Source organism: Jatrophihabitans sp. (assembly GCF_046262535.1).
In the GTDB taxonomy this organism is placed as follows: Bacteria; Actinomycetota; Actinomycetes; order Mycobacteriales; family Jatrophihabitantaceae; genus Jatrophihabitans.
On record NZ_JBHEMO010000135.1, the window covers coordinates 12141 to 28527 of the forward strand.

Annotated in this window: 18 protein-coding genes; 8 read left to right on the forward strand and 10 right to left on the reverse strand. The window is 69.0% G+C overall.

The window, feature by feature from the left end:
- Positions 1 to 38 precede the first annotated feature (38 nt).
- The 3 genes from ABR571_RS17580 to ABR571_RS17590 all read right to left on the reverse strand — a co-directional run bounded on the left by ABR571_RS17580 (position 39) and on the right by ABR571_RS17590 (position 3765).
- Positions 39 to 1697, reverse strand: a complete 1659-nt coding sequence (locus ABR571_RS17580; RefSeq protein ID WP_409454507.1) for a DEAD/DEAH box helicase — start codon at positions 1695 to 1697, stop codon at positions 39 to 41.
- Positions 1698 to 1867: 170 nt separating this feature from the next.
- Positions 1868 to 3061, reverse strand: coding sequence for a 4-hydroxyphenylpyruvate dioxygenase (gene hppD / locus ABR571_RS17585; protein ID WP_409454508.1), 1194 nt, complete (start codon positions 3059 to 3061; stop codon positions 1868 to 1870).
- A 104-nt stretch (positions 3062 to 3165) separates the two neighbouring features.
- Complete coding sequence (locus ABR571_RS17590) at positions 3166 to 3765, reverse strand: TMEM165/GDT1 family protein (RefSeq protein ID WP_409454509.1); 600 nt, start codon at positions 3763 to 3765, stop codon at positions 3166 to 3168.
- A 61-nt stretch (positions 3766 to 3826) separates the two neighbouring features.
- Here ABR571_RS17590 and ABR571_RS17595 point away from each other — a divergent pair, with 61 nt between their 5' ends.
- The 3 genes from ABR571_RS17595 to ABR571_RS17605 are packed head-to-tail and all read left to right on the forward strand — an operon-like array spanning position 3827 to position 5815.
- On the forward strand, positions 3827 to 4360 hold the full coding sequence (locus tag ABR571_RS17595; RefSeq protein ID WP_409454510.1) for a DUF4446 family protein: 534 nt from the start codon (positions 3827 to 3829) through the stop codon (positions 4358 to 4360).
- Between the two features lie 22 nt (positions 4361 to 4382).
- Complete coding sequence (pheA, locus tag ABR571_RS17600) at positions 4383 to 5306, forward strand: prephenate dehydratase (RefSeq protein ID WP_409454511.1); 924 nt, start codon at positions 4383 to 4385, stop codon at positions 5304 to 5306.
- Positions 5303 to 5815 carry a DinB family protein gene (locus ABR571_RS17605; protein ID WP_409454512.1) on the forward strand — a complete coding sequence of 171 codons (513 nt, stop codon included), beginning with the start codon at positions 5303 to 5305 and terminating at the stop codon, positions 5813 to 5815. The genes pheA and ABR571_RS17605 overlap by 4 nt, the downstream gene beginning before the upstream one ends.
- Before the next feature lie 2 nt (positions 5816 to 5817).
- On the opposite strand, the gene ABR571_RS17610 is transcribed toward ABR571_RS17605, so the two are convergent.
- The 3 genes from ABR571_RS17610 to ABR571_RS17620 form a co-directional block, all read right to left on the reverse strand.
- The gene (locus ABR571_RS17610) at positions 5818 to 6111 is read right to left on the reverse strand and encodes a GroES family chaperonin (protein ID WP_409454545.1); all 294 of its coding nucleotides are present in this window, start codon (positions 6109 to 6111) and stop codon (positions 5818 to 5820) included.
- Between the two features lie 66 nt (positions 6112 to 6177).
- The gene (locus tag ABR571_RS17615) at positions 6178 to 6426 is read right to left on the reverse strand and encodes a hypothetical protein (protein WP_409454513.1); all 249 of its coding nucleotides are present in this window, start codon (positions 6424 to 6426) and stop codon (positions 6178 to 6180) included.
- A gap of 10 nt (positions 6427 to 6436) precedes the next feature.
- A complete protein-coding gene (locus ABR571_RS17620; RefSeq protein WP_409454514.1) occupies positions 6437 to 7579 on the reverse strand; it encodes an inorganic phosphate transporter in 1143 nt (380 codons plus the stop codon).
- Between the two features lie 262 nt (positions 7580 to 7841).
- Between ABR571_RS17620 and ABR571_RS17625 the strand changes: the two genes are divergently transcribed.
- The 5 genes from ABR571_RS17625 (at position 7842) to ABR571_RS17645 (ending at position 13964) form a co-directional block, all read left to right on the forward strand.
- Complete coding sequence (locus tag ABR571_RS17625; protein WP_409454515.1) at positions 7842 to 9464, forward strand: ABC transporter substrate-binding protein; 1623 nt, start codon at positions 7842 to 7844, stop codon at positions 9462 to 9464.
- 113 nt (positions 9465 to 9577) lie between these two features.
- Entirely contained in the window at positions 9578 to 10621 is a 1044-nt protein-coding gene (locus ABR571_RS17630; protein ID WP_409454516.1) for an ABC transporter permease, read from the forward strand.
- A gap of 88 nt (positions 10622 to 10709) precedes the next feature.
- Entirely contained in the window at positions 10710 to 11630 is a 921-nt protein-coding gene (locus ABR571_RS17635; protein WP_409454546.1) for an ABC transporter permease, read from the forward strand.
- Positions 11627 to 12637 carry an ABC transporter ATP-binding protein gene (locus ABR571_RS17640; RefSeq protein WP_409454517.1) on the forward strand — a complete coding sequence of 337 codons (1011 nt, stop codon included), beginning with the start codon at positions 11627 to 11629 and terminating at the stop codon, positions 12635 to 12637. Before ABR571_RS17635 ends, ABR571_RS17640 begins: the two co-directional genes overlap by 4 nt.
- Positions 12627 to 13964, forward strand: coding sequence for an ABC transporter ATP-binding protein (locus tag ABR571_RS17645; RefSeq protein ID WP_409454518.1), 1338 nt, complete (start codon positions 12627 to 12629; stop codon positions 13962 to 13964). Before ABR571_RS17640 ends, ABR571_RS17645 begins: the two co-directional genes overlap by 11 nt.
- A gap of 86 nt (positions 13965 to 14050) precedes the next feature.
- Here ABR571_RS17645 and ABR571_RS17650 read toward each other — a convergent pair whose 3' ends face one another.
- The 4 genes from ABR571_RS17650 to ABR571_RS17665 are packed head-to-tail and all read right to left on the reverse strand — an operon-like array spanning position 14051 to position 16324.
- Complete coding sequence (locus ABR571_RS17650; protein WP_409454519.1) at positions 14051 to 14374, reverse strand: colicin immunity domain-containing protein; 324 nt, start codon at positions 14372 to 14374, stop codon at positions 14051 to 14053.
- A gap of 38 nt (positions 14375 to 14412) precedes the next feature.
- Positions 14413 to 15741 carry a colicin D domain-containing protein gene (locus ABR571_RS17655; RefSeq protein WP_409454520.1) on the reverse strand — a complete coding sequence of 443 codons (1329 nt, stop codon included), beginning with the start codon at positions 15739 to 15741 and terminating at the stop codon, positions 14413 to 14415.
- Positions 15738 to 16025 (reverse strand): WXG100 family type VII secretion target, encoded by a 288-nt coding sequence (locus ABR571_RS17660; RefSeq protein ID WP_409454521.1) that lies wholly within the window; start codon positions 16023 to 16025, stop codon positions 15738 to 15740. The genes ABR571_RS17655 and ABR571_RS17660 overlap by 4 nt, the downstream gene beginning before the upstream one ends.
- On the reverse strand, positions 16022 to 16324 hold the full coding sequence (locus tag ABR571_RS17665; protein WP_409454522.1) for a WXG100 family type VII secretion target: 303 nt from the start codon (positions 16322 to 16324) through the stop codon (positions 16022 to 16024). The genes ABR571_RS17660 and ABR571_RS17665 overlap by 4 nt, the downstream gene beginning before the upstream one ends.
- Between the last annotated feature and the right edge of the window lie 63 nt (positions 16325 to 16387).

Sequence of the window (16387 nt, forward strand, 5' to 3'; positions counted from 1 at the left end):
GGAGACGCAATGCCTTTTCTTCGCTCCGCAAGCGTCGCTCATGGCTTGTGTTCCTTCTTCTTGTAGGGACGCTCCGACGGCGGCTTGTACCGCTCGACGCGCGCCTTGCGTCCCTTGATCAGCGTCGCCGACAGCGCAGCGATGACCTCGGCCTGGGCCGACTTGGGGATCTCGACGGTCGAGTACTTGTGGGTGATCTCGATGGCGCCGATCTGCTTGCCGGAAAGGCTCGTCTCGTTCGCGATCGCGCCCACGAGGTCCTGCGGACGGATCTTGGCCAGGTGCCCGAGGCTGACGAAGATCGTGGTCGTGGTGCCGGCGGCGGCTCGCGGCTTCGGCCGCGCACCGCCCTCCGCCGCGGCAGCGGCCGGGCTCACGGCGGGGATCTCGGCGTCGTCGTCGTCGGCGCCGGTCGACTCGTGGGCGAGCTTCACCGCGGCCAGCGCGATCTCCATGAGGTCGTACTCGTCGGTGAGCGTGTCGACCACAACGCGGAACCGTTCGTTCTCGCCGTCGTCGGCCAGCGCGTCCTCCAGCGCGGCGCGGGTGAGCTCGAGGCGGCGGGCCCGCAGGTCGGCGACGGTCGGCAGCGACTCGACGGAGATCTTCTGCTTGGTCGCCTTCTCGATCGTCTTCAGCAGCCGGTGCTGGCGCGGCTCGACGAGCGTGATCGCGACACCTTCGCGGCCGGCCCGCCCGACGCGTCCGATGCGGTGGACGTAGGCGTCGGGGGCCGAGGGCAGGTCGTAGTTCACGACGTGGGTCAAATGGTCGATGTCGAGGCCGCGGGCGGCCACGTCGGTGGCGACCAGCAGTTCGGCGCTCTTGTTGCGGACGCGCGACATCACCCGGTCGCGTTGGTCCTGCGTCATCCCGCCGTGCAGCGCCTCGGCCCGGTAGCCGCGGGCGGCCAGCGTCTCGCCGAGGGAGTCGACCTCTTCGCGCGTGCGGCAGAAGACGACCGCGGCGGTGGGGGACTCGACGTCGAGGATGCGGCCGAGCGCCGACGCCTTGTGCTGGCGGGGGACGAGGTAGGCGACCTGGCGTACGCGGGCGGTCTCGGCGTCGGTGCGTTCGCGGTGGATGCGGACCTTGACCGGATCGTTGAGATAACGGCGGACGAGACCGTCGATGCGGGCCGGGAGGGTGGCCGAGAAGAGGACCGTCTGCCGGTCGCGGGGGACCGAGGACATGATCGACTCGATGTCCTCGGCGAAGCCCATGTCGAGCATCTCGTCGGCCTCGTCGAGCACGACCGTCCGCAGTTCGTCGAAGCTGACCGTACGGCGGGTGAGGTGGTCGATGGCCCGGCCCGGGGTGGCGACGACGACGTCGACGCCGGCCTCGAGCGCCCGGATCTGCCGGACGATCGGCTGCCCGCCGTAGATGGCGAGCACCCGCGCGCCGAGCTCGCGCCCGTAGCGGTGGGTCGCCTCGGCGACCTGGATCGCCAGCTCGCGGGTCGGCACGAGGACCAGCGCCTGCGGCGCTTCACCGCCGGGAACGATCCGCTGCAGCAGCGGCAGCGCGAACGCCGCCGTCTTCCCGGTGCCGGTGGCCGCCTGCCCGACGAGATCGGATCCGGCGAGCAACGCCGGGATCGCCTCCCGCTGAATCGGCGTCGGCTCCTCGTAACCCAGCGCATCGAGCGCGCGCTCGAGTTCAGGCCGCAGCTCGAGCTCAGCGAAAGACGTCACGCAACCAGCTTTCCAGACGTACCCAGAACGCGAGGATCAAGCCCGAGGAGCTCCAGCGACGAGCGGCTTCGGTCCGAGCCCCGCCGTCGCGCGAGCGAAGCGAGCTTGCGTGCGGAGCGACGACGGACCCGAGCGAAGCGAGCGGTCCAGAGGAGCGACGCGTCGGCGGATCAGAGATTGCCGCGGCGCTCTTGCTCCCGCTCGATGGCTTCGAAGAGGGCCTTGAAGTTGCCTTTGCCGAAGCCGAGGGAGCCGTGCCGCTCGATCAGCTCGAAGAAGACGGTGGGACGGTCGCCGACCGGCTTGGTGAAGATCTGCAGCAGGTAGCCGTCCTCGTCGCGGTCGACCAGGATGGCCCGCCGCTTGAGCTCCTCGACCGGCACCCGCACCTCGCCGATCCGCGCGCGCAGCTCGGGATCGTCGTAGTAGGAGTCAGGGGTGTCGAGGAACTCGACGCCACGGGCGCGCATCTCGTCCACGGTGCGCAGGATGTCGTTGGTGGCCAGCGCGATGTGCTGACAACCCGGGCCGGCGTAGAACTCGAGGTACTCGTCGATCTGCGACTTGCGCTTGCCGGGCGACGGCTCGTTGAGGGGGAACTTCACCCGGTGGTTGCCGTTGGCCACGACCTTGGACATCAGCGCCGAGTACTCCGTGGCGATGTCGTCGCCCACGAATTCGGCCATGTTCACGAAGCCCATGACGCGGTTGTAGAAGTCGACCCACTCGTCCATCCGGCCGAACTCGACGTTGCCGACGCAGTGGTCGACGGCCTGGAACAGCCGCTTGTCCGGCATCGTCATCGTCGACGACTGCGGGACGTAGCCGGGCAGGTAGATGCCGGTGTAGCGCGAACGGTCGATCAGCGTGTGCCGCGTCTGGCCGTAGGCGGCGATCGCGGCCATCCGCACCGTGCCGTGCTCGTCACTCACGTCGTGCGGTTCGTCGACGACGGTCGCGCCCTGCGCCCGCGCGTGCGCGATGCACTTGTCGACGTCGGGGACCTCGAGCGGCAAATCGACGACTCCATCACCGTGCTCGCGGTGATGGTCGGCGTAGCGGCTGCCGGGGTCGACAGGACCGATCAGGACGAACCGGGCCGAGCCGGCGCGCAGGACGAACGCCTTGTGATCACGGTTGCCGGTCTCCGGCCCGCTGTAACCGACGAGGTCCATGCCGAAGGCGTGCTGGTAGAAATGCGCGCTCTGCGTGGCGTTCCCGCACACGAAGACGACCGCGTCCATGGCAGTGACCGGGAAGGGGTCGGTCGACTCGTCGTAGTCGACGAGACCGACCAGTTGCTTCAGGCGCTCGATGGTGAGCTGGGCGTCGCGCTCTTGCGGGGTGAGGTCGACCGTCGTCATGCCGTCAGCCTGCTCTCGACGGCATCAGTGGGCAAGTGAGCGTGGATAGGGCGGACAACCTGCACATTCTGTCCACGTAGAGGCCCAGCCGACTGGCCAGATTGTCAGTTGGTGAGCGCGGCGACGGCGGCGAGGACCGCGAACAGCGCGAACAGCACGCCGGCCACCCGGTGCACGAGCCGCAGCGGGATGCGGCGCACCACCACCCGGCCGGCGACCACCGCTATCGCCGCGACCACGACCAGGGCCACCCACGCGCCAACGCCGGTTGCGACGGCGTGGGCCATGCCGTGGTGGCGGGCGACGAGCCCAGCGGTCGCGATCTGGCTCGCGTCGCCCCACTCGGCCGCGAACAGCACTCCGAACGAGGTGGCGACGATCCGCCAGAACGAGGCGGCCTCTCGAGCCTCGGCGAGCTCCACATCGTCCTCGGCGGCGAGCGATTCCCGGATGAGCAGGATTGCACCGATCGCGAACAGCACGGCCACCACCGCTTCCACCATTCGGCGCGGCAACAGCGTGATCACCCCGCCCGCGGTGGCGGCCACGACGCATTGGACGGCGAAGGCGGCAGCCACCCCGAGCAGCACCGGCCGCGGCCGGTACCGCGTCGAGAGCACGAGCGAGGCCACCAGCGTCTTGTCCGGCAGCTCGACGAGCAGCACCACGCCGAAGGCCAGCAGTGCGGCCGTCAAGGAAGTCATCCCCTCGATCGTGCCGTGTCCTGACCGGTCATCGCCAAATCCGCCCCTAGCCTTGTGACCGATGTCCAACTACGTCGCGGTCTTCGCGCTCGTCCTCGCCTATGTGGCGCTGGTAGCGGCCTACTGCGCCCTGCGCACGTTGGCCCGGCTGCGCCGCGCGACGACCGTCCTGGCCAAGGGTGCGCGCGGACCCGAGGCGCACGCGTCGCTGATCGAGGCGACCCAGCGCAACACCGAGCGCACCGAGCTCGTGGCCGAGGAGATCGCCGACCTGCGGGCGATGGTCGCCGACCAGATGAAGAAGCGGAAGGATCCGCAGTCCGGTGCCGCCCCGGCCGGCCTGTCGAACATCGCTCTCGTGCGTTACGACGCCTTCGGCGAGATGTCCGGACGGATGTCCTTCTCGCTGGCGCTGCTCGACGAGAACGGCGACGGCGTCACCATCAGCGCGATTGCCGGCACGGGAGACACCCGCGTCTACGCCAAGAGCGTCTCCGACGGGAAAGGCGAGCACGAGCTGTCGCCGGAGGAGCAGCAGGCGGTGACCGCGGCCGTGGCGAAGCGGCGAGGGCTGCTGGGCCGCAAGTCCGCCTGAGTCGGGCTCTACGCTGGCCCGCGTGACCACGATCGCCTTCCTGGGGCCTGAGGGGACCTTCGCCCACCAGGCCCTGCGGGCCCTGCCCGTCGCGGCCGGCGCCGAACTGCTGCCGACGAGCAACGTGACCCTGGCCATCGACGCCGTTCGCTCGGGCGCGGCCGACGCCGCGCTCGTCCCGCTGGAGAACTCCGTCGAGGGCGCGGTGCCGGCCACGCTGGACGAGCTCGCCAACGGCGAGCCGCTGATCATCGCCGAAGAGACCTACCTGGCCGTCACGTTCGAACTGTTGGGACGCCCGGGAACGCAACGAACCGACATCCGCACGGTGGCGACGCACACGCACGCCGAGGCGCAGGTGCGCCGCTGGCTGATCGACAATCTGTCCCATGCCCACGTGGCACTCGTGGGCTCCACCGCCGGCGCGGCCCAGGCCGTCGCGGCCGGCGAGTTCGACGCCGCGGTCGGCGCGGCGGTGGCCGGCGAGCTGTACGGACTGGACGTGATCGCCCACGACATCGCCGACAACGGAGGAGCGGTCACCCGCTTCGTGCTGCTGACGCGCCCGGCTCCGCCGCCGCCGCCGACGGGCAATGACCGCACGACCCTGGTGGCCTATCTGCGCGAGGACCACGCCGGCGCGCTGCTCGAGATCCTGTCCGAGTTCGGCACGCGCGGCATCAACCTCACCCGGATCGAGTCCCGGCCCACCAAGGGACGCATCGGCCAGTACTGCTTCTCGATCGACTGCGAGGGCCACCTCGAGGACGAGCGGGTCGGCGACGTGCTCGCCGCCCTGCACCGGATCTGCGGCGACGTCCGCTACCTCGGCTCGTACCCGCGCCGCGACGGCGTGCAGGGTCCGGTGCCCCCGGGCCGGCAGAACCCGGAGTTCCTCGAGGCGCGGACGTGGCTGACGAAGCTGCGCGAGACGGGAGCGTCATGAGCGACGACGGCCGCCCCGAGCCGCCGCTGACCGCCGACGAACGAGCCACCCTCGAGGGGTTCCTCGACTTCCACCGGGCGACGCTCGAGCTGAAATGCCGAGGCCTGACGCCGGAGCAGCTGGCCGCTCGCTCCGTGCCGCCGTCGTCGATGTCGCTGCTCGGCCTCGTCCGTCACCTCGCCGACGTCGAGACCGGCTGGTTCCACTTGGTCGAGACCGGCGTTCGGCGGACGCCGCGCTTCTATTCCGCCGACGACCCCGACGGCGACTTCGACCATGCGGTCGGCGAGGCCGCCGCCGTCGACGAGGCGTTCGCCGCCTGGCGCGAGGCGATCGAGGAGTCGCGCGCGATCAGTGCCAGAACACCGCTCGACGCGACGTTCGAACACCCGCGCAACGGTCCGACGTCGCTGCGGTGGGTGCTCACCCACATGGTCGAGGAGTACGCCCGGCACAACGGGCACGCCGACCTGCTGCGGGAACGGATCGACGGCGTCACCGGCGAGTAGCCCTAGAGGTACAGCCCGGTGTTCTCGTCGTTGCGTTCGGCTGCGACGGCGTGCAGGTCGCGCTCGCGGAGCAACAGGTACTCGTCCCCGGCTATCTCGACCTCGAAGCGGTCGTCGGGGCTGAACAGCACCCGGTCACCGGTCTGCACGGCCCGCACGTGGTTGCCCACGGCCAGCACCTCGGCCCACATCAGCCGCTTGGAGACCTGGGCCGTGGCGGGAATGAGGATGCCTCCGGACGAGCGGCGCTCGCCGTCCTCGTGAGAGTCCTTCACGAGCACACGGTCGTGCAGCATCTTGATCGGCAGCCGGTCACCCACATCAGCAGCCTACGGCCGGGCATGAGCCGCGGCGCGCGACCGTCAGTGGAACTGGGGGATGAGCAGGTAGAGCCCGTAGAGCAACGCGGCGCCGCACACCAGGAAGGCGAGGCCGGCGCCGGCCAGACCGGTGGCGCGGGCGGTCGATCCGGCCGGGGCCGACTTGGCGGCCTCGGCCTTGGACAGCCCCAGCACACCCAGGGCGAAGACGGCCACGATGCCGACGCCGAACGCGAGGCTGACTTCGGCGACCTTGACCAGGCCCGACCAATGGATCTCTATTCCAGCCATGTCGTCCCCCTCAAGCGGCCGCGGCGAAGGTCGGCGCCGCGATCACCGGCGCGGTCGGGGTCTCGATGACGTTGGCGGCGGTGACCGCCGAGCGGCGCGAGTAGGCGTAGATCGCGGCGACCGCGCACAGAGCCGTGGCGGCGACGGCCAACACCCCGCCGTTGCCGGACGTGGCCACCTTCGCGGCCAGGCCGCCGACGACCGCGGCGAGCGGCAGGGTGAACAGCCAGGCCAGCGCCATGCGCCGGGCAACGGTCCAGCGGATCTCGGCCAGCCGGCGGCCGATCCCCGAGCCCAGGATGCCTCCGGCGCAGACCTGGGTCGTCGAGAGCGCGAAGCCCAGGTGGGACGACGCAAGCAGCACGGCGGTGGAGGACGTCTCGGCCGCGAAGCCCTGCGGCGGCTCGATGTCGGTGATGCCGCTGCCCATCGTGCGGATGATCCGCCAGCCACCGGCGTACGTCCCCGCGGCGATGGCCAGCCCGGCGAGCAGGACGACCCACCACGGCGGGCCGGATTTCGATGCAAGGTTGCCCGACGAGATGAGGACCAGCGTGATGATCCCCATGGTCTTCTGGGCGTCACCGGTGCCGTGCGCGAGCGCGACCATCGACGCGGACAGGGTCTGGCCGCGCCGGAAGCCGCGGTCCACCGACGACCGCCGGGCGCGGCGAGTCAGTCGATATGCGACGAACGTCCCGATCGCCGCAACGGTGCCGCAGACGATCGGCGATGCCACGGCGGGCACCAAAACCTTCTCGGCCACGACGTCGAAGTGAATCGCGCCGGTGCCGGAAGCGACCCAGACCGCGCCGATCAACCCGCCGAACAGCGCGTGGGACGAGGAGGAGGGCAGGCCGAACAGCCAGGTGACCAGGTTCCAGAGGATCGCGCCGATGAGGCCGCCGAAGATGATGGCCGGCGTCACCAGTTTGTCGTCGACCAGGCCGCCGGAGATGGTCTTGGCCACCTCGGTGGCGAGGAAGGCACCGACCAGGTTCAGCACCCCCGCGATGGCGACGGCCACCTTGGGGCGCAGTGCTCCCGTGGCGATCGAGGTCGCCATCGCGTTTGCGGTGTCGTGGAACCCGTTGGTGAAGTCGAACGCGAGGGCCGTGACGATGACGATGACCACGAGGAGGGAGACGTCCACGGCGCGGACGCTACGGACACCCGGTGATCCTTCGGCGGACATCAGGTGAACGGCGGGTGAACGGGTTCCGGGCCCGAGTGGGGCGGTCAACCACGGTAACAAGCTTGTGTCAGTCACCACGATGCGCCGGAAACGGGCGCTACGCTCCGGATCTCACCACGTGGGCACGTGCTCACCGAAGGGAGCCGACCCCCGGCCCCTTCGCCGAAGAGGGGACGACATGGCGTTTTCATCTCGAACCAGAACGACTTTCACGCTGTCAGTGGCGGTCGTCGCTGCCGTGACGCTGGCGGCTTGTGGCGCCGGCAAGAAGAACAACAACAACAACAAGTCCAGCGGGGCGGCCGCGAGCGGCGCCAGCTCGAACGCGGCGACCGGCGGCAAGCCGATCACGATCGGCACGACCGACACGGTGACCGCGCTCGACCCGGCGGGCTCGTACGACTTCGGCTCGCTCACCGTCGAGACGAACATCTATCAGTTCCTGATGAACGTCCCGGCCGGCGGCACCAAACCCGAGCCCGACGCGGCGAAGAGCTGCGCGTTCGACACGCCGACCACCTACAAGTGCGTCCTGCAGCCCAACCTGAAGTTCTCCAACGGTGACCCGCTGACGGCCGCCGACGTCGCGTTCACCTTCAAGCGCATCGTCACGATCAACGACCCCAACGGGCCGGCCTCGCTCATCGCCAACATGAAGTCGGTCGCGGCACAGGGGACCGACACCGTCGTGTTCACGCTGAACAACCCGAACGACCAGACGTGGCCGTTCGTGCTCGGCACGTCGGCCGGCCCGATCGTCGACTCCAAGGTCTTCCCGCCGAACAAGCTGCTGGCCGACGACAAGGTCATCGGCTCGGGGCCCTACGTCATCTCGAGCTACCAGAAGAACCAGCTCGTCCAGTTCAAGGCCAGCCCGACCTACACCGGCCCGAACAAGCCGAAGACCAGCCAGGTCACGATGAAGTACTACACGACGTCGGACAACATGAAGCTGGACGTGCAGAGCGGCGGTATCGACGTCGCGTACCGCACGATGAGCCCGACCGACATCGACTCGCTCAAGAAGGACAGCAACGTCAAGGTGCTCACCGGTGCCGGTGGCGAGCTGCGCTACATCGTGTTCAACCTGAAGACGATGCCGGGCAAGACCGACGCGGAGAAGCTCGCCATTCGCAAGGCCATCGCCTACTCCATCGACCGCCAGGATCTGTCGACCAACGTCTACAAGGGCACGTACCGTCCGGCGTACTCGATGGTGCCGCAGGGCATCCCGTTCGCCACCGAACCGTTCAAGAGCGTGTTCGGCGCGGCGCCGGACAAGGCCAAGGCCGCGAGCGCGTTGAAGGCTGCGGGAATCTCGACGCCCGTCAGCCTGCACATCGACTACGTGTCAGACGGTCACTACGGCACGACGTCGGGCGACGAGTACAACCAGATCAAGCGTCAGCTCGAAGGCACCGGCCTTTTCAAGGTCACGCTGCAGGGCACGGCGTACACGACGTACCGGGACCAGCGGGTGAAGGACATCTACCCGATCTACCAGCTCGGCTGGTTCCCGGACTTCGTGGACCCGGACAACTACTTGTTCAACTTCCTGAACAAGGACAACTTCGTCCACGCCCACTACTGCGACAACCAGACGACCGCCCCGTGCGTGAAGGACGGGGTGCTGCCGCTGCTGACGCAGGAGGAGACGCAGACCGGGGATGCCCGGGCGCAGGCCTTCACCACCATCCAGCAGAAGCTGGCGACCGAGACGGTCCCCTACATCCCGTTGCTGTCCGGCAACCAGGTGGCGGCGACCAGCAAGAAGATCACCGGCGTGCAGGAGACGCTGGACGCCACGTACCAGTTCCGGATGTGGTTGCTCAGCAAGAGCTGACCGGACAGTTGGGTCGAAGCTGACCCATCGCGGCTGTACCCGGGCACGCGCGGCGCAGTGTCGGCGCGCGTGCCCGGTGCCCATCCGAAACTCCTCTGGAGGACCGACCTCACGTGGCCTCGACCAAGACGTCGTCGGGTTCGCTGCGCACCTACCTGATCACCCGACTGGTCCTGGTGATCCCGATGGTGTGGATCCTGGTCACCCTCGTGTTTTTCGTCCTCCGTGTGGTCGGCGATCCGATCAAGTCGGCGTTCGGCGACCGCCTCTCGCCGGCCGAACTGGCCGCGAAGGAGCACGCGGCCGGCCTCGACCGTCCGCTGCTGACCCAGTACTGGGACTACCTCAAGGGTGTCTTGCAGGGCGACTTCGGCACCTCGCTGACCGACAACACGAAGATCAGCAAGATCCTCAAGATCAACGGCGCCGCGACGCTCGAGTTGACGCTGTGGGCGCTGCTCGTCGCCCTCGTGATCGGCATCCCGCTCGGCCGGCTGGCCGCCCGCTATCGGGACCGCGCCCCGGACGTGGGCTTGCGCCTGTTCGGCGTGCTGGCCTACGCCATCCCGGTCTTCTTCCTCGGCCTGCTGCTGAAGCTGCTGTTCTCGATCCAGCTCGGGTGGCTGCCGGTGAACGGGCGCGCGTCACCGAACGTGGAGGTGGCCATCAACGACGTCTCGCCCAACACCCACGTCTACTTGATCAACGCCATCCTGTACGGGGACAACTCCTACATCTGGGACGTGCTCAAACACACCGTGCTGCCGGCGATCACGCTCGGCCTGCTGGTCGCCGGGATCTTCCTGCGCCTGGTGCGCGTGAACCTCTTGCAGACGCTGCGGGCTGACTATGTCGAGGCGGCGCGCGCGCGTGGCGTCCGCGAAGGCCGCGTCGTCCGCAAGCACGCGTTCCGCAACGCGCTGATCCCGGTGGTGACGGTCATGGGTCTGCAGATCGCCGCGTTGCTCGGCGGCGCGGTGCTCACCGAGGAGACGTTCGAGTGGCAGGGGCTCGGCTTCAAGCTCGCCTTCTACCTGCAGCGGCAGGACTACGTCGCCGTCCAGGGCATCGTCACCGCGGTGGCGGTGGCGGTGGCGATCATCAGCTTCCTGATCGACGTGGTGGCGGCGACCGTCGACCCGAGGGTGAGGTATTGACGTGAGTATCAACCTGCCTGAGCTCGACGGCGCCGAGATCGCCGCCGCGCTTCCGTCGACCGGCCGCAAGCACAGCCGTATCCCGGGGATGGACGCCGTCCGGGCGACGTCCGGCTTCCAGCGCGGCATGCTCGTCGCGGGCACCGTCATCGTCATGTTCTTCGTCGCGGTCGCGCTGCTCGCGTCCTGGATCGCGCCGTACGGGTTCAACGACGACCGCAAGGGCACGAAGGTGTTCGGCCGGCTCATCGGGCCGTCGAGCGACCACTGGTTCGGAACGACGGCCGGCGGCGAGGACGTGTACTCCCGCGTCGTCTTCGGCGCGCAGACGGCACTCGAGGTGATCCTCCTGGCGGTCGCGATCTCGATCGTCGTCGGTGTCCCGCTCGGGCTGATCTCGGGCTACATCGGCGGGTGGCTCGACCGCGTCCTCGTCCTCATCACCGATGCGCTGTTCGCTTTCCCGTCCTTGTTGCTCGCCATCATCGTCAACATCGCGATCGCAGGTGGCACCAACAGCAAGCTGGGCGGGATCATGGCCGCCGCCATCTCCATAACCGTCGTCTACGTGCCGCAGTACTTCCGCGTCGTCCGCAACGCCACGGTGGCCGCGCGGGAAGAACCGTACGTCGAGGCCGCCCGCGCCATCGGGGCGCCGGCTCGCGTGGTGATGACGCGCTACATCTTCGGCAACGTCGTGCAGACGGTGCCGGTGATCGCCACCCTCAACGCCGGCGACTCGATCCTCACCCTCGCCGGGCTCGGGTTCCTCGGCTACGGCATCGAGCCCTCGTCGGGTGCGGAGTGGGGCCACGACCTCAGTCGGGCCGTCGGGGACACCTCGGCCGGCATCTGGTGGACCGGGCTCTACCCCGGCATCGCCATCGTCCTCATCGTGGTCGGGGTGACGCTCGTCGGCGAATCACTCAACGACGTGCTCAATCCGCTGCTGCGCACACCGAAGGTCGACCAGGTGGACCTCAGCGAGTTCGCGTCGGCCGAGTCATGACCGAGCCCGTACTCGACGTCAAGGACATGCGGGTCTGGTACGCCGGACCGGCCGGACCGGTCCGCGCCGTCGACGGCGTCTCGTTCACGTTGCGGCCCGGTGAGGTGCTGGGGCTCGTCGGCGAATCGGGTTGCGGCAAGTCGACGCTCGGACGCGGCCTCATCGGGTTGACGCCGCGCGGATCGGCCGTGGACGGAGATGTCCGCTTCGACGGACGGGACCTGCTCTCGATGCCCAAGCGCGAACGGGACCGGTTGCGCGGCAGCGGGATGGGGCTGATCTTCCAGGAGCCGATGACCCGCCTCGATCCGCTGATGCGGATCAGCGCCCACTTCGACGAAGCGCTGAAGACCCACGAGAAGGACCTGTCGAAGGACGAACGCGAATCGCGCGCGCTGGAGGCCCTGCGCGCACTGGGCATCCCCCCGACCCGCTTCCGCAACTACCCGCACGAGTTCTCCGGCGGGATGCGCCAACGCATCATGATCGCGCTGGCGCTCGCGCTGCGTCCGAAGTTCATCATCGCCGACGAGCCGACGACCGCGCTGGACGTGCTGGTCGAGGCGCAGATCCTGCGCATCCTGGTCGAGATCCGCGAGCGATTCTCACCGGCGATCCTGCTGATCACGCACAACCTGGGCATCGTCGCCGAGGCCTGCGACCGGGTGGCGGTGATGTACGCCGGCCGGATCGTCGAGCAGGGACCGGTGCGCGACGTCTTCGCCGCACCGTCGCACCCGTACACGAAGGCGCTGCTGTCGTCGACCATCTCGCTGACCACCCAGGAACTGCATTCCATCGCCGGTGCGCCGCCCGACCTGGTCGCACCGCCACCGGGCTGTCGCTTCCATCCGCGCTGCCCGTCGGCGATGCAGATCTGCCCGCGGGTCGCACCGCCGAAGTTCGGACCGCACGCTGCGGAGTGCTGGCTGCTCGATCCGTCGCTGTCGGACTCGGATGCGGCGCCGCTGGAGAAGCAGGAGGTGTCGGTCGCCGATGAGGCCTGAGGACGAAGCGCCGGTCGCCACCCGCGCACCGGCCGAACCGATCGTCGAGATCACCGATCTCAACGTCCACTTCTCGCTGCGGGCGAACGCGGCGGCGCGGATGCTGGGTCGGTCGTCGGGCACCGTGCGCGCGGTCGACGGTGTGACGATCTCGCTCGCGCCCGGCGAGGTGCTCGGGCTGGTGGGGGAGTCGGGGTCGGGGAAGTCCACCCTCGGCCGGGCGCTGCTCGGGCTGGTACCGGCGACCAGCGGCAGCATCCGCTTCCACGGCAAGGAGCTCACCGGGCTGCCGGAGTCGCAGCTGCGGCCACTGCGCCGGCAACTGCAGATGGTGTTCCAGGACCCCCATGCGTCGCTGAACCCGTCGATGACCGTCGGCCGGTCGATCGGTGACGCTCTTCGGATCCACAAGATGTATCCGGACGCCGACAAGCGGCGCGAAGCCGTCGCTGCCGCGCTCGAGCGGGTCGGACTCGCGCCGGCGTCGCGGTTCATCGACAAGTACCCGGCGGAGCTGTCCGGTGGGCAGAAGCAGCGCGCCGTCATCGCCCGCGCGATCGTGCTCGAGCCGGAGCTGGTCGTCGCCGACGAGCCGATCTCGATGCTCGACATGTCGGTGCGCGCGAAGATCCTCGGGCTGCTGGACGAGCTGCGTCGAGACCTCGGGCTCACCTACGTCTACATCACGCACGATCTCGCGTCGGCCCGATTCTTCTGCGACCGCGTCGCGATCATGTACCTGGGCAAGATAGTCGAGGTCGGTCCGGTCGCCGAGATCTTCGCCAACCCACGGCATCCGTATACGAAGGCGTTGCTCGGCGCGGTGCCCGATCCCGACCCGTCGCGATCGGTGGCGCGTGATCTGCCCCGGGGCGAGATCCCTGACGCCGCCGATCCACCACTCGGCTGCTCGTTCCACCCCCGGTGTCCAGCGGCGTTCGGCCCGTGCGGTTGGGAGCCGCGCGACGTGCGCATGGTGCTGGAGCAACGGTGGACGATCGTGGCGCCGGAGCAGTACGACCGAGAGGCGGACCTGGTCGGCGACGGGGACCGGTTCGCATCCGATGAGGCGGTCTACGCGGCGAGCGGTTCACCGGGGGAGGTCCTCGAGTTGCTCGAGCAGGAGCGGGCCGAGCGACCGAGCGACCCGCTGTGGAAGGGCGTCGCCGGCATGTCCGTGTCGGGACGGACGGTGCTGATGGACATGAAACCGGCCGTCGAGCCGCATCTGCAGCAAGTGCCGGGATCAGACGTCGCCGTGTCCTGCCACCTCTACCACCCACCCGCCGGTTCCGATCCCGCCGAGTCCAACCTCACTCCGACCTAGTCCGTCGCCGGCCACTTTCCGAGTGGATCTTGTGCAGACTCGCGGGCTATTTCCCGCGTGTCTGCACAAGATCCACTTCTTTGTGGTTAGCTGACCGGCTTCTGCTCGCGGTGCCCGGCGAGTCGGAGAAGGTCCTCGGCGTGCTGCCGGAGGTCGTCTGGACCGATGGCTCGGTAAGCGCGTGCGCGCAACTCCGGATCGCCCACGTAGGATTCCGCCTCGGCAAAGAAGGCATCGACCACGTCGAACACTTCGTTCGCAAAGATCGTGTCATCACTGAGATAGGTCCTCATGTACCGGCCTTCAAAATCGTCGGCTGAGATCTGACCTTCCACAAAGTCCTCGAGAAGTCGACGGTAGGGCTCGATTGCCGCAGCGACGGCAGCCTGTGCATTCAGATCACCCGCCACCGAGACTCCCCCTCTCCACCACGTTCTGGGTTTGGCCTTCAGTCATTTCCCACGCGGAGATGAACTCGCCCGTCTCTGACTGAATGACCACCAGTCTGGACTGCGTGTTGTAGCTGAGTATGACTCGCTCCCGGTGATAGGTGCCGATAATTCGGACTTGTCGTGGGATGCTCCAAGAACCGACGCACGGCGGTCTCGAAGGCTGCGAATCCGGCTCGCCCGCGGTTCTCGGTGACGCCGAATGCGGCCGCATGCTTGAACTTCGCCTCCAGCTGGAACGGCTGCGCCGTGAATTGGGGGAACTTCCCGGCCGCGCGGAGCCGGCCGAGGGCGCCTAGTTCTCCTGTTGCGCGGACGGTGCGCAGGCGGCCGGCCATGGTCACCGCAGCGGCCGTCACCTTCGCGTTCAGCACCACCCGCACTCGCGCGGCAACCGCCTCGGCCCGTTCGGCCACGGCATTGATCGACTGCGCCACCGTCCGAGCCATCGTGGTGAACTTCTCGATCAACTGCGCCACTCGCGCCGCCGTCTTGGCGATGCGCCCGGCCTGCGCAGCCTGTGTCGGAGCCTCCGCCGTCCCGAAACTGAACACCGACGCGACGAACCCGGTGGCCTGGATCGCGGCCGACCACTCGACCAAGCTCACCAGCTCGTGTTCGACCTCGGAGTGCACGACGTCAAGGTGATGTGCCAGCTCGCCGCACGCGTCGGCCAGCGCGAATTGGGCGCAGGCGACTTCGCGGATGTGCATGTACAGCCCGTCGCACACCGTCGTCATGTCGTCGAACTCGGGCAGGTGGTCGCCCATCGCCGGGACGGCCGCGACCGCCGCATACTCACTGAGCGACCACAGCCGGTCGCCGCACGACCGCCAGGCCGACGCCGCTCGGTGCAGCCGGTCCTGGTGACCGTTCGGCCACACGTAGCCGACCGCGTCATCGATCAGCCCCCAGCCCGTCGGCCCGCCACCGGAACCGCCGGCCGCGCTCGGAACGCGAAGAGCCAGCCCGATCGTGCACTCGTCCGGCAGCGCCGACGTCGCCGCCGCGATGGCGTGCCGCACGCCGGCCGTTGATGCGGAATCAGCCGCTTCGTAATTCCGCGCGGTCTGCGCGAACATCGACGAGACCTGATAACAGGCGTTGATCGCGTCCTGCGCGGCGCGAAGAGTCCCCGCCGCGGCCCGGTCGTACGCGGTGGCCCAGTCCCGGCCGCCCGGGTCGTCGCCGGCCATCCCGCCGCACTCCTGCAGCGTGTCGATCAGTCGTGTGGCGGCGGTCGTGCATGGATCGGCGACGTCGGCGTAGAGCGATCGCGAGGCAGCGGCGAAGTCCTCGGTCTCGAGCTGGATCAACGCGGTGGTCACAGCGCCCACATGCGGCGGTTGGCCAGGACGGCGGCCTCGTAATTGCCCCGAGCGACGGCGGCAACCGCGCGCAGCGAGGCGAGCGCGTCCTGCACCTCGGCCGCCCCTGCTGCCCACCGCGTTCGCGCCCGAGCCTGCGCCACCGCTGCCTCACCCGTCCAGGTCGGATGCAAGCGCTCGGCGCGCACGGCTTCCTCCCGTAACCCGGCGAGATGGCCCAGGTACCGCTCCATCCACTCGACCAGCTCGGCGAGCTGCGCGAGATCGACCACCAGCCGGCTCACATCGGCCCCGCGCCGACAGTCGTCCGCACCGACTCCTCGGTGGCGGCATAGCCCGCGCCGGAACCGCGGAGGGCCACCGTCAGCTCGTCCAGTGCACGCAGCATCGCCACCACACCCTCGAGCCACTGCTCCCAGCCCAGCCGGAACGCCGTCGCCGCGCTGCCGTGCCACCTCGCCGTCAGCAGCACCGTGGCCGACGCGCGCAGCGGATCGAGCGCCGACCGCGCCGCCACGACGGCGCAACCGAGCGCGCCCGCCGCACGCTCGAGCTCGACCGGATCGACGGCGTAGCCTCCCACGTCACGCCCCCTTTCGCCCGATGTGTGCCGGAAGCCTAAGCAAGATCGGACAGGTCGCGGGGC

What these genes read in the sequence shown, in the direction of transcription:
- hppD (WP_409454508.1), bottom strand. Translation starts at nt 3,061, where the DNA reads ATGACGACGGTCGACCTCACCCCGCAAGAGCGCGACGCCCAGCTCACC.
- ABR571_RS17615 (WP_409454513.1), bottom strand. Translation starts at nt 6,426, where the DNA reads ATGGCTGGAATAGAGATCCATTGGTCGGGCCTGGTCAAGGTCGCCGAA.
- ABR571_RS17640 (WP_409454517.1), top strand. Translation starts at nt 11,627, where the DNA reads ATGACCGAGCCCGTACTCGACGTCAAGGACATGCGGGTCTGGTACGCC.
- ABR571_RS17605 (WP_409454512.1), top strand. Translation starts at nt 5,303, where the DNA reads ATGAGCGACGACGGCCGCCCCGAGCCGCCGCTGACCGCCGACGAACGA.
- ABR571_RS17635 (WP_409454546.1), top strand. Translation starts at nt 10,710, where the DNA reads ATGGACGCCGTCCGGGCGACGTCCGGCTTCCAGCGCGGCATGCTCGTC.
- ABR571_RS17610 (WP_409454545.1), bottom strand. Translation starts at nt 6,111, where the DNA reads ATGCTGCACGACCGTGTGCTCGTGAAGGACTCTCACGAGGACGGCGAG.
- ABR571_RS17595 (WP_409454510.1), top strand. Translation starts at nt 3,827, where the DNA reads ATGTCCAACTACGTCGCGGTCTTCGCGCTCGTCCTCGCCTATGTGGCG.
- ABR571_RS17645 (WP_409454518.1), top strand. Translation starts at nt 12,627, where the DNA reads ATGAGGCCTGAGGACGAAGCGCCGGTCGCCACCCGCGCACCGGCCGAA.
- ABR571_RS17590 (WP_409454509.1), bottom strand. Translation starts at nt 3,765, where the DNA reads ATGACTTCCTTGACGGCCGCACTGCTGGCCTTCGGCGTGGTGCTGCTC.